Here is a 12,169-nt window from a genome sequence, read left to right as displayed (position 1 = left end):
CTTTCTGCCTTATCTCGTTTATTTTCTTTTATACTGCAAAATATTTTGAATTTATCAGAATGTTTTGACGTATAACCATCACTTTAATTCAAATTATATTTATATTCTTTATTTTATGCTTATATAAAATATTATTGAATATTATATAATATTTAGTTTTATCTAAACATTATTTCATTACCGCCGCTCTTCGATCAAAAAAAGCTTGCCCTGTTTCTCCCGGCATGTTATAATATAAATCCTTTCGTTTCAAAAAACTAAATATTTTACCTATCAGGTATCTGTCGGCAAAATCCGACAGAGCAAGACCTACTTGGCAAGATATGGAAATGCCGGTCATGCGGCGATAGTATAACTACCAGGAGGAAGCAAAATGATTACGATGGAGAATGTATGCAAATCGTACCGGATTGCAAAAAGGAACGCAGGCTTTGGAGCGGCCTGCAGGGCTCTCTTCCACAGAGAGTACGAGGAAATCCAAGCTCTAAACGACATCAGCTTCACCATACGCGACGGCGAAATGGTTGGCTACATCGGCCCCAACGGAGCGGGCAAAAGCTCCACGATCAAAATCCTGAGCGGAATCTTGACACCTGACAGCGGAAAAGTGTCAATCGACGGGCGGATTCTCTGGAACCTGGACGGCAAAGGCCGAAGCCTGGGAGCCGGAAAGGAGAAGTACCGCCGCATTGACCATGTCAGGCAGATAGGCGTAGTCTTCGGGCAGCGCTCCCAGCTGTGGTGGGATGTTCCGGTCATCGATTCCTACGAACTGTTGAAAGATATCTATTCTATCCCTGACCAGGTCTACCGAAAAAACCTTGCGGAATTAACTGAGTCATTAAGCCTGACAGAGTTCCTGCGCACTCCCGCCAGACAGCTCTCCCTGGGGCAGCGCATGCGCTGTGAGATTGCGGCCTCCCTTCTGCACAGCCCCGGCATCCTGTTCCTGGACGAGCCCACCATCGGGCTGGACGCCGTATCGAAGCTTGCTGTACGTGATTTCGTCAAGAAACTGAACCGGGAGCACGGCACCACCGTCATCCTCACCACCCATGACATGCAGGACATCGAGGCTCTGGCCAGCCGCATCATCCTGATCGGCAAAGGCAGGATACTGATGGACGGCACGCTGGAGGATATCAAGAGAGGCGGCGCCAGCATGGACGAGACTCTGGCACAACTCTATAAATCCTACGAAATCACCTGAATCCGCACAGATTCCGGCGCGGCACAAAGCCGACTACATCGTGACTCTCCCAGATATTTCAGAAAGGTATCATAAAATCATGAAAAAATATATCAGCTATTTCCGGATGTGGCTCGTCATGGGGCTGCAGTACCGGGCTGCGGCCTTTGGCGGAATCGTCACCCAGTTCTTCTGGGGCTTCATGGAGATTGCAGCCATGCATGCTTTCCACGAGTCGAACCCGGCCGCGTACCCTATGACCATGGAGGCCACTTGTTCCTATATCTGGTTCCAGCAGGCTTTCATCGCCATGCTCTCCGCCAGACTCTTTGACGGTCAGATTCTGGACTCCGTGCGCAGCGGGGATATCGCCTATGAGCTCTGCAGGCCCGTGGGCATCTACGACATGTGGTTCTCCCGGAGCACCGCTTCGCGGCTCTCCGCCGCAGGGCTGCGCTGCATCCCTATCCTGTTGGTAGCCGTTTTCCTGCCCAAGTCTTACCGGCTCTCCGCTCCCGCAGGCCTCCCGCAGTTTTTCTTCTTTCTGCTGACGCTGGCTCTGGCTGTACTGGTAGCGGTGTCCTTTATCATGTTGATCTACATATCCGGCCTCTACACCGTATCCTCCGACGGACTCAGGCGGCTGTGCTCCTCTCTGATGGATTTTCTGACAGGAGCCTACATCCCACTGCCTTTTTTCCCGGGAACAATACGGCGGATGCTGGAGCTGCTCCCTTTCGCCTCCATGCAGAACGTGCCCTTGCGGGTCTACAGCGGTGATTTGGCAGGGGCAGCGATGTACAGGGCCCTATTGTTACAGATATTCTGGCTGGCAGCGATGGTCATGATTGGAAAAATCCTGTGCCGGAATGCCGAACGGAAATTAATGATACAGGGCGGATGACTTCAAGCCTTTTTCCGAACGATACGAGAATATTTCAGACAGGGACTGACTGTCCCGGATAGGAGCCGATATGCATACAAAAAACACAGACACAAAAGGGACAGGCGCCCTGCGGCTGTACTGCCACTACCTGTCCATTATCCTGCGGAGCAAAATGCAGTATAAAAAATCCTTTTTCATGATTTCCCTGGGGTCATTCTTTGCGTCCTTTACCGTGTTCTTAAGCGTCTTTTTCATGTTCCGGCGCTTTTCCCATGTAAAGGGCTATACCTTTCAGGAAGTGCTCCTGTGCTATTCCATCGTGCTGATGTCATTCTCCCTGGCGGAAATCTGCGCCAGGGGCCTGGAGTCTTTTCCCGGCATGGTCCGCCGGGGGGAGTTCGACAGGGTGATGCTGCGCCCCCGCAGCCTGCTGCTGCAGATTCTGGGCACCCAGCTGGATATAGAGCGCTTCACCAGAGTACTACAGGCCGTGGTCATCCTCGTCTATGCCGTTACCGCCAGCGGCATCCGCTGGACGCCGCTGAAGATTGCCACTGTGGTTTTCATGCTGGCCGGAGGCTGCACATTGTTCAGCGGGATTTTCCTGATACAGGCGGCGCTGAGCTTCTTCTTCCTGGATGGACTGGAATTCACCAATATCTTTACCTTTGGGCTCAACGAGCACGGCAAGTATCCTGTGGACATTTATGGGAAAGGCGTCTTATGGGTACTGACTTTCATCATCCCTTTCGCTCTGGTGCAGTATTATCCGCTCCTCTACGTGCTGGGCAGGCGGGAGGAAATCCGGTACGCTTTCCTGCCCTTTGCCGCAGCGCTTTTCCTGATTCCCTGTTATCTGCTCTGGAGATGCGGAGTTCGGCATTATAAATCCAGCGGGTCGTGAGGCCCAAGGGGTATGGCACATGCACGCTTTTGCCAGTCCTTACAAGCTCTACAGGCAATACCTGCCCGCCGCCAGATGTTCCTGCCTGCCGTCCGGCAGAATCACGTCGGCTTCTGCATTGGAGGGTATCTCTATCTCGTATATCACTTTCTCTCCCTCGTACCTCCAGGCGCTGATTATCTCTCCCACCGGGGACAGATAGGATGCCCTGGCGTACTGTAGTGAGTTATGGGGCGTGGGCTGTATGGTAATCTTTCCCTGTTTCAGCCGGATGCCGCACACACCGGCAAAGAGCCAGCCGCATATGGCTCCGTAGGAATAATGGTTCAGAGAGGCCGCACCGTCCCATGTCTCCCAGATGGTGGTGGCTCCTTTCTTTACCGCATAGAGCCAGCCGGGGCTGGTATCCTGCAGAAGCAGCTTATAGGCGGTCTCCACATAGCCGCCCTCCGCCAGCACAGCGCAGAGGTAAGGCGTAGACAGGAATCCTGTGTTCAGATGATAATCATTCTTCACCACCAGCTCATTCAGATCTGCCGCAGCCTGTTTCTTTTCTGTCTCTTCTAATAGGCCAAAGGAGATAGCCCGCACATACTCCGCCTGCCTGCGGGAATGGATTCTGCCGTTCTCCGTAGCCATATGGCGGAACGCGCCTGCCGCCTTTTCGGAAATCTCCTGGTATCTGTCCGCGTCCTCTTTCCTGTCAAGGATTTCCGCGATTTCAGCCAGTATGCGCCCTGACCTGGCAAAATAGGCCGTGGCCACTTTCCCCTGGGGCGTCCGCATGACCTCGGTGCTCTCTACATCCGGCTCGCACCACTCTCCGTAGTCCACTCCTGTCTCTATGGCATATGCCGCAAAGGGATTCTCTTCTGCCGTTCTGTCCGTTTTGTCCATCCCATCTTTCCCATCCGTCTTCCGGAACTTTTTCATCATCTCTGCCAGCTTCTCTTTCGGCATGTTGGCCACCATGGCCCGGTACTCCTCCGGTATCTGCGACGGGTCAAAGGATGGCATCACTTTCTGTTCCGGCTCTAAAGGCCTTGCGCTCTTCTGGGCTGCATTCTGTAAATCGGAAGATTCCTGTGCCCCGTGCGCTGCTTTCTGCCCCGCCCGGCTCTCCAGATAGGCGTACCATCTGCGCATCATGTCGTAATTCTCCTCCAGAATCCTGGCGTCCCCATATCTCTGATACAGTGTATAAGGCACAATGATACACGCGTCCCCCCAGCCCACAGAGCCTGCCAGAAGTTTCGAGAAGAAGCTGGGGACATTATTCCTGGGCGCGATATTCGCCACTTTTCCATCCTCATATTGATTCAGCCTGCACTCACCCAGCCACTTCCGTATTACAGGATAGCAGTCTTCCAGATAGATGCCTGTGTCGGCGAACACTCCCATATCCCCTGTCCAGGCCGCCCGCTCTCTGGTGGGGCAGTCTGTGGGCACATCGCAGAAATTGGACTTCTGGCTCCAGATACTGTTTTCCACTAATTTATTAACGTCCTGATGAGAACATGTAAAATATCCCAGCTGCTCCATCCGGGAATACACCGCGATGGACTCGAACTTCGCAGAGGACAGATCCGCATCCGTCTCCACTTTTGCATACCGGAATCCCCAGATAGTGAACCTGGATTTGTAATGGTTCAGGCCCTCTTTGCAGATATAGACTACTCTCTGGCTGACCCCGTTTTCCTTGTGGCGCTCCCTGTCCTGAAAATTCTCCGCGGTGAAATTGCCGTTTTCATCCAAAGTCTCCCCATGGGTCAGCACAATACGTTCTCCCGCATGGGCATTGACGGTAAATTCTATATATCCCGCCAGATTCTGCCCATAGTCAATCACCGTCTCCCCATTGGGCGTCCGAATGATCCGTCCCTCAAAACGCTCCGCCTCCACCACAGGCACGCAGTTAGAGCAGCTAAGATTCTCCACCCCGAAATTTTCCTCGTTCACACCGTGGTAGCCCTCTATTTCCTCCAATCTGCCGTCCACCACTTCTCCCTGCTGCATATCGTTTTCCCGAATGGGCCCCGCCTGAGAGGCCTCCCAGCTCTCGTCGGAGACGCACACCGGCCTGCCGTCTATCTCCAGCTGAAAATACAGGGCCACGTCCTCCCCATACAGATTCCTGTCCCCATCCACGCCAGAGCAGCTGCGGTACCAGCCGTCCCCCAGGATGACCTGTACCTGATTCTCCCCCTCTCTCACCAGTTCTGTCACATCATAAGTCTGGTAGACCAGCTTCTTATCATAAGTGGAGGTGCCGGGCGCCAGCACGAAATCCCCTATCCGCTTTCCGTTCAAGGCCGCTTCGTACAGGCCGTGACAGGTGATGTAGAGCCTGGCCTCCCCCTTTTTTTCCACCAGGAATGATTTCCGCAGGTAGCTTGCCGGTTTGTGCTCCTCCGGATTGCAGACAAGCTCCGGGGTGATCCATTTCGCCGTAAACTGCTCCCTCTCCAGGAGCCCCATCTCAAAGAATGCCTCTTCGCTCCAGTCTCCTGCCCTGTCCTCCTCATCCCACAGGCGCACTTTCCAGAAGACGCGCTGTCTGCTCTCCGTCTCCTGTCCAAACATCTCTTGCATCCTGCCGGAGCTCACCTTGCCGCTGTCCCAGATGACCCGGCCCCCGGAAGACGCCTGGATTTCATAGGCGGTCTGCCGTATCCCGCCGCTGCAGTTCCAGGACAGACAGGGCCTGCGGATATCTATGCCTAAAGGATTCTCCATATATTCTGTTCTCAGACGGATTGCATCCATCGTTTCTTACCTCCTGATTCTATGCTGTGCGCCAGTAAAATCCGCCGCGAATCCCGACTACAGACCGCTGGCAAGATACCTTTGCTTATTTTACTGTAAATTCCGGCGGTCTTCGGTATAAAAATGCGCGTTCAAAAATTCAGCGCTGTACTCAAAACTTTTCACCGGACTTTTGTCAATCCAGTTCCTGTGGCTCTCCAGTATCACCGCATCTATACCGATGCTCCCGGCTTTCTCTGTAAGGGCCTCCAGGGGCATGCTCCCATATCCCAGCTCCATGCTGTCGCTTTTTAGGATGGGCGTCATGGCCGGACCTTGTATGCGGGTTCCCCGGTCATTGATATGCCACAGCTTCATGCGCTTTCCCAGCATATCCATCACGGCCAGAGGATTTTCCCCGCATTCGGCGCACCAATAGCTGTCGAACTCAAAATTCACGGTCTCCGGGTCCGTCTCCTCCAATAACAGCTGATAGGCGTTCTGCTTCGGGGAGACTTTCAGGAATTCGCAGTTGTGGTTGTGGTAGAGCAGCTGGATTCCCTCCTTTTTAAGCGCCCTGCCAGCCTTGTTCAGCCGCTCTGCCAGCCCTTTGACCGCCTGGGCATCCCCATAGGAAAACCGGTACATGCCTGTGATGACGATTTTTTCTGTGCCGAATTTCCTGGCTTCCTCACTGACGGCAGCCGGATCCCGCTCCACACTTCCCAAATCCTGATGGACCGACACCACTTTCAGGCCGCTTTCTTTCACCTGTCCGGGCCAGTCCAGCTTTCCGCCGTTTCCTACAGGCATCCCGGCGGCCTTTGTCATCATTTTTACCAGAAATCCGGCAGGATGCAGCATAAAGCCGCACAGTTCGATGCCGTCATATCCGGCGGCTTTCATTTTCCGCATGGTGTCCGCTGCCTGGGCCTCCGTGTTCATCACGGTGCCCAGCATGAACTGTTGTACTGCTTTTATAGGCATTTCTGCTTCCTCCTCATCATTTTTTCGTTCACTATCTCCTGTCTCGGAGAACTTCTTCTCCATGCATAAGGACGCGGGCCAATCCGGGAAGCGCCACAGGCCTGATTTCAGCAGTCTTCCTGTTTTCCTGCTTTCCGGATTCCCTGGAGGACGCGGTTCAGCTGCCGGATGCTTTCCTCATCTATATTACCGGCCTGTTTCAGCAGGCTGATCAAAGTCATCCTGCCCATCATCCGCTGCAATCCGGGATTGTCTTTCACGGCGGCGGCCACATCGCCTCTGGAGGCCGCGCCTTTCTCCATCATCCGGTTCACGATAGCTCCCGCCTCCGGGTTGGCACGCAGGTCCGCCAGCGTATCGGAGACGGAAAAGCACTCCGGGTCAAGTTCATCCTGATCGAACCAGTTGACCACATCCTGCTTCTTCGCGAATCTGTACGTCGGGTTTTCGGTCTGCACCCTGCGCACGGTGACGGCATCCGTTTCCTCCGCATCTCCCCGGAACCGGGCATGGGCCCGGATGCGGTGTTCTCCCGAAATGGGCACCCGGAAACGGAATACCCGGCGGCCTTTCAGGGTATGGAAAAGAGTTCCGTCCACATACAGCGCCACTTCCTCTCCATTGGAATACACCTTGACCTCTGTCACATCCTCCGCCCGGTCTATATACCGGCGGCCGCAGATATGCACCATGGGCTCCGGGTTCCATGCCGCCTTGTACAGGTAAAAGGCATCTTTTCTCGTCTTTCGGTCAAAGGTGACCAGGCCTTTCTGGTTCTCGCCGTGCTTGCCGCCCTCGTCCCGGCCGTCCGCCGCGAAGTCGAACAGGTTCCACACATGGGTGGCCCACAGCCAGGGGCGCTTTTCAATCATCTCCAACATGTGCTCATGGTACAGCGCCTGGTAGCTTTCCGTATAGTCTCCCTTTTCCGGCCTGCCGGACTGGAACGCCGGGTTGGCATCCGCTCCGTACTCGGAGAAGCCTATGGGACGGTTGGGATATTTTTCATGATATTCGTCAAAAAATTCGTCATTCTGTTCCAGCTCGCCCAGGTACCAGCCGAAATACAGATTATAGCTGTTCACATCGGGAATCTCCAAAATAGGGCTGTCCGTCTCCAGCATGAACACGTTCGCCATGGTGGTATGGCGCGTGGCGTCCATTTTGTGGCATAAATCGTTTAATAATTTATGATTTTCCAATAAATCCTCATTGACAGCGCTGGCCGCCGTGATTTCATTGCTCAGCCCCCAGACCGCTATGGAGGGATGGTTGTAGCACTGGGCGATGAGCTCCTCCATCTGACGCAGCGTGTTCTCCCGGCCATTCTTCATATGCATGGTGATATAGGGAATCTCCGCCCACACGATAATGCCGTTCTCATCGCACAGATCATAGAATTCCTGGGCGTGCTGGTAATGAGCCAGGCGCAGGGTATTGGCCCCCAGCTCCCGGACAATTTCCATGTCCCGTCTGTGGTGTTCCATTGTCAGCGCATTGCCTTCCCCTTTGCAGTCCTGATGGCGGCTCACGCCCCGCAGGGGATAGCTGCGTCCGTTCAGCAGGAAGCCTTTCTGCGCGTCTATCTCAAAGGAGCGGCAGCCAAAGCGGGCGCTCACCTCATCACCGCTGTCCAGAACCGCGGTGACTTTGTACAGATAGGGGTCTTCCGTGCCGTCCCAGAGATGGACGTTTTCTATTTCAAATTCCGCCGTGGCATGGCCGTCCGCGGGTACTACCATCTGAGTCCTGCCGCCTTTCACCTGACCGTTCCCGCCAGTCCGGCCCCACGCTTCCCCGTTCTCTCCATGGCCCTCCGCGCCTGACCCGTCTCCTCCCTCCAGGGTCACTGTCACTTTCCCCGGCCCTGTCTGCCAGGTCTCCACAGTCACATGGGCCGACTTTTTCTCCAGATCCACCACCGGGGTCACCTTGATGCCGGGCGCGCCGCAGTAGGAAAGGTCAAAATGCACCTGGGGCACAATAATCAGATTCACATCCCGGTACAGCCCGCCGTAAAAGGTGAAATCCGCTTTCTGGGGATAGACGCTGTCATTGTCGCTGTTGTCCACAGAAATCTCCAGTTCGTTTTGGTCCTTTAAATGTCCCGTCAGCTCCATCCGGAAAGCGGAATAGCCGCCCTGATGGCTTTCCAGGACTTCTCCGTTGAGCATGACCCGGGCAGACATGGCGGCGCCTTTTATCTCCAGGAAGACCCTCTCCCCGGCTTCCATGGCAGGCTTTTCCAGCCGGCGCACATATCTGCAGACGCCCCTGTAATAATCATTTCCGCCGTCCTGACCGTCCACTGCGTTCCAGGTATGGGGCAGCGTCACCGGCGTGCTGTTACCATTCTGGAAAAAATCCCAGTTTTCATTCAACGATATGACTTTTCTCATACAAATTTCTCCTTTTCCCGATATATAAAATTTTAACATAATATGGTATAATAAGTCCATATTCGTGGCATGGAACGGCCGAATGGCCATCTATACCATGAGTGCACTTTAGTCATGGTACAATATTGACACAGAAAAACATTGTGTCACCTTCTGGTTTCATGTGCGCTTATGCGCACGATATTATGGAATGCTTATTTTATCATGAAAGAAACGGAGGTGCCCCATGGACATCCTGCACAACATGGCTCTTTTTCAGGAATTGCTCTGCTGCGGCGGCAATGTATACACCTGGCGCTACCATGCGGACGGGCATCTGCTCTATTCCAACTGCCCCGAAGAATCCCTCTTTGACGCGGCTTTTGCCCTGCCCGGCTGCAAGGAGCGGGCGCTGGAGCTTGGCCGCGGCGGCAGCCAGCAGCCCCCCCAGGCCGTGGGCACCTCTTTCGGCCTGATATGGGGCGTGGACTTCCTCCGCCAGGGGGATCAGCTTGAAGACATTTACGTAATCGGCCCTGCCTTTTCCCACAACGTGTCCATGCGGGACATCGAAAATGGCCTGCGCCATTACGCGGGACGTGAAATCCCCCTCGCCCTGAAGCGCCGTCTGCTGGAAGCCTGCAAAAAGGTGCCAGTGGTCCAGCACTCCCTCTTTACCCGGTATCTGTTGATGCTCCATTTCTGCCTCACCGGCGAAAAACTGGACGCCAGCGACACGGTCATTCAGGAATCCTTTTCCGACGCCGCGCCCCCGGACGTGAAGCGGGACCGCCATCGGGTGTGGATGTCGGAGCAGGCGCTGTTGGATATGGTGCGCACCGGCAACCTGAACTACAAGGACGCCCTGAACGATTCCATGCTGCTCAGCGCAGGAGTCCCCGTGCGCGGGCCGGACCCTCTGCGCCAGGCGAAAACCTCTGCCATCGTCTTCTCCTCCATTGTCTGCCGCGCTGCCATAGAGGGCGGCCTGTCGCCGGAGGAGGCTTATTCTTTGGGGGATTCCTACATCCAGTCCGCGGAGGATGCCCGCACCTACGATGAAATCCGCGCCATCCCCTCGCTCATGTACGACGATTTTGTAAGGAGGGTATACAGAGTCCGTCAGCGGAAGAATCTGTCAGCCCCCATCGCCCAGTGCCGGGACTACATCGAGACCCATCTGGAGGAAAAAATCCGCGCCAGGGACCTTGCGGAGCTGGCAGGCTACACGGAATATTATCTCACCCGCAAATTCCGGGAGGAAACCGGTTTCACCGTCAATGACTATGTGAAGAACGCCAAAATCGCTCATGCCAAGGTTCTGCTGCGGGGCACAAACATCTCCGTCCGGGAGCTGTCCGAACGCCTCTGCTTCAGCAGCCGGAATTACTTCAGCCAGGTCTTTTCCGAAATCGAGGGCTGCACCCCCATAGAATTTCGGGAAAGGGCAGGCAGAACACAGAAGTGATTCCCTTTTCCCTACTGCAAATTTTCCATGATGACCTGATGGCGGGCCTGTTCTTTCTTCTCGGCAATCCGCTTCTGTACATTCACCATCTCCTCTTTGTCCAGTCCGCAGAAGCGCATGGCCACCAGCGTACAGATCCATCCAAAGACGGGCAGGCCGAACTTGACTGCCATGGTCACCCAGAAAATGGCGCTGGTGCAGGTCTCCCCGGGCTGGGGCATGGTGGTGGTATAGCCCAATATGGCCACCGCACCGGCGGCAACCGTGGCGCTGAAAGCGGTAATGATCTTGTCGATCAGGCTGTAGGTGCCGGTCACCACCGCGGGCACATATCTGCCGCTGCGGTCCAGCTCATAGTCGATGGTGTCCGCCATAAAGGAGGTATTGGCCGTGGTGATGCACATATTGGACCCGTTCTGGGCCAGCGTCAGCAGCACATAGAGAATCATGGCCGGGCTCATCATGACCGCAATCTGGCTGGTGTCAATGATAATAAAGAATCCAAGGGTAATCAGGGAAATGCCCATGCTGATCCAGGTCCATGTGACAATGGCTTTCCGGCTGCCGTGCTTCCCGGCGTATTTCGCCCCCACTGCCGCGAACAGGATGGAGGGAATCATGCTGATGACCGTGAGCAGGGTGGAAATCCCCATGTTCCCTATGACGATGCCGAACAGCAGCGTGGTGATGACAGCCTGGCTGGCCGTCTGCTGGGCAATCTTGTCCGAAGCGTTGGAGGCTATGTAGCATTGCAGGGGACGGTTGTGGGCCAGCACTTCCGCCATGTCTTTCAGCTTCAGCGGCTCTTTCTTTTTCAGTCCGGCGAAGTATTCCGGCCTGTCGAACTCCGTGACGCCGATGCAGACCAGAACCGTGCCCAGAGCCGCCATCACAAGGCAGACCATACAGGCGGCGGACAGAAACGACTGGTTGTACTCCCCGCCGAACCTGGGCAGCAGCACCATATTCAGCACCATCATCATTATCATGGGCACCAGGTAATTGAAAGCGGTGGTCCAGACGCCGATTGTGGGGCGCTGCCTGGGGTCATTGGACATGATGGCGGGGATTGTCTGGGCCGTCATGTTGGTGATGGTATAGCCGATGACATACACGATGTAAAACAGAGTGAAAGCGATCCAGCCGAAGCCCTTGCTGGAGAACAGGACGAACATGCACAGCAGGCCCAAAGCCTCAACCAGATATCCCGCAATCAGCAGGACGCGCAGCTTTCCGAACCTTGTGTTGACCCTGTCATAGACAAAGGCCAGCAGAGGATCCGTCACCCCGTCCAGGATGCGGGTACAGGTCAGGATGTAGCCGATGGCGATGGTGGTGACTCCATAGCCGATGCTGGCGCTGTAGCTTGCCAGATTAATCAGGGAGTAGACGCTCATGCCTACCAGTCCGTTGCAGGCGTAGAGGATGATTTGCCAGAGCTTTGCCTTGCGGTATTGGACGCCGTCAAGTTCGCTGGCAGTAGGTTTTTTGGACATAATGTTGTCTCCTTTCTTTGGAATCCGTGTTCAGTGACATCATTATAGCCTGCTTTTCTGCTATCGGAAATATAAAAATCAGTACTATTGTACAAAAATTAGCGTATGTTCTGTAT

8 protein-coding genes are annotated in these 12,169 nt (G+C 54.7%); 4 read left to right on the top strand and 4 right to left on the bottom strand.

Translation table 11 applies throughout. The annotated features are described in order from the left end of the window. Positions 1-373: 373 nt before the first annotated feature. The 3 genes from NFS35_RS02080 (at position 374) to NFS35_RS02070 (ending at position 2,979) form a co-directional block, all read left to right on the top strand. Positions 374-1,210: an ABC transporter ATP-binding protein gene (locus NFS35_RS02080; RefSeq protein WP_251205487.1), complete on the top strand. Its 837-nt coding sequence runs from the start codon at positions 374-376 to the stop codon at positions 1,208-1,210. Between the two features lie 79 nt (positions 1,211-1,289). Beyond that, positions 1,290-2,093 (top strand): ABC transporter permease, encoded by an 804-nt coding sequence (locus NFS35_RS02075; protein WP_251205486.1) that lies wholly within the window; start codon positions 1,290-1,292, stop codon positions 2,091-2,093. A 70-nt stretch (positions 2,094-2,163) separates the two neighbouring features. Beyond that, positions 2,164-2,979 carry an ABC transporter permease gene (locus NFS35_RS02070; RefSeq protein ID WP_251205485.1) on the top strand — a complete coding sequence of 272 codons (816 nt, stop codon included), beginning with the start codon at positions 2,164-2,166 and terminating at the stop codon, positions 2,977-2,979. 48 nt (positions 2,980-3,027) lie between these two features. On the opposite strand, the gene NFS35_RS02065 is transcribed toward NFS35_RS02070, so the two are convergent. The 3 genes from NFS35_RS02065 to NFS35_RS02055 form a co-directional block, all read right to left on the bottom strand. Continuing rightward, positions 3,028-5,745 (bottom strand): family 78 glycoside hydrolase catalytic domain, encoded by a 2,718-nt coding sequence (locus NFS35_RS02065; protein ID WP_251205484.1) that lies wholly within the window; start codon positions 5,743-5,745, stop codon positions 3,028-3,030. Between the two features lie 90 nt (positions 5,746-5,835). Further along, positions 5,836-6,711, bottom strand: a complete 876-nt coding sequence (locus tag NFS35_RS02060; protein ID WP_251205483.1) for a sugar phosphate isomerase/epimerase family protein — start codon at positions 6,709-6,711, stop codon at positions 5,836-5,838. A gap of 107 nt (positions 6,712-6,818) precedes the next feature. Then, positions 6,819-9,110 carry a glycoside hydrolase family 2 protein gene (locus tag NFS35_RS02055; RefSeq protein WP_251205482.1) on the bottom strand — a complete coding sequence of 764 codons (2,292 nt, stop codon included), beginning with the start codon at positions 9,108-9,110 and terminating at the stop codon, positions 6,819-6,821. A 226-nt stretch (positions 9,111-9,336) separates the two neighbouring features. On the opposite strand from NFS35_RS02055, the gene NFS35_RS02050 reads away from it, so the two are divergent. Beyond that, positions 9,337-10,557 (top strand): helix-turn-helix transcriptional regulator, encoded by a 1,221-nt coding sequence (locus tag NFS35_RS02050; RefSeq protein ID WP_251205481.1) that lies wholly within the window; start codon positions 9,337-9,339, stop codon positions 10,555-10,557. Positions 10,558-10,568: 11 nt separating this feature from the next. Here NFS35_RS02050 and NFS35_RS02045 read toward each other — a convergent pair whose 3' ends face one another. Further along, positions 10,569-12,053, bottom strand: a complete 1,485-nt coding sequence (locus tag NFS35_RS02045; RefSeq protein ID WP_251205480.1) for an MFS transporter — start codon at positions 12,051-12,053, stop codon at positions 10,569-10,571. Positions 12,054-12,169 lie beyond the last annotated feature (116 nt).

This window comes from Acetatifactor aquisgranensis, from assembly GCF_943193215.1.
GTDB lineage: Bacteria > Bacillota > Clostridia > Lachnospirales > Lachnospiraceae > Acetatifactor > Acetatifactor aquisgranensis.
This window is presented reverse-complemented; position numbering and strand designations above follow the sequence as displayed.

Bases quoted from the DNA above. Each gene is read 5' to 3' on its own strand.
- NFS35_RS02080 (WP_251205487.1), top strand. From the start codon at position 374: ATGATTACGATGGAGAATGTATGCAAATCGTACCGGATTGCAAAAAGG.
- NFS35_RS02075 (WP_251205486.1), top strand. From the start codon at position 1,290: ATGAAAAAATATATCAGCTATTTCCGGATGTGGCTCGTCATGGGGCTG.
- NFS35_RS02070 (WP_251205485.1), top strand. From the start codon at position 2,164: ATGCATACAAAAAACACAGACACAAAAGGGACAGGCGCCCTGCGGCTG.
- NFS35_RS02065 (WP_251205484.1), bottom strand. From the start codon at position 5,745: ATGGATGCAATCCGTCTGAGAACAGAATATATGGAGAATCCTTTAGGC.
- NFS35_RS02060 (WP_251205483.1), bottom strand. From the start codon at position 6,711: ATGCCTATAAAAGCAGTACAACAGTTCATGCTGGGCACCGTGATGAAC.
- NFS35_RS02055 (WP_251205482.1), bottom strand. From the start codon at position 9,110: ATGAGAAAAGTCATATCGTTGAATGAAAACTGGGATTTTTTCCAGAAT.
- NFS35_RS02050 (WP_251205481.1), top strand. From the start codon at position 9,337: ATGGACATCCTGCACAACATGGCTCTTTTTCAGGAATTGCTCTGCTGC.
- NFS35_RS02045 (WP_251205480.1), bottom strand. From the start codon at position 12,053: ATGTCCAAAAAACCTACTGCCAGCGAACTTGACGGCGTCCAATACCGC.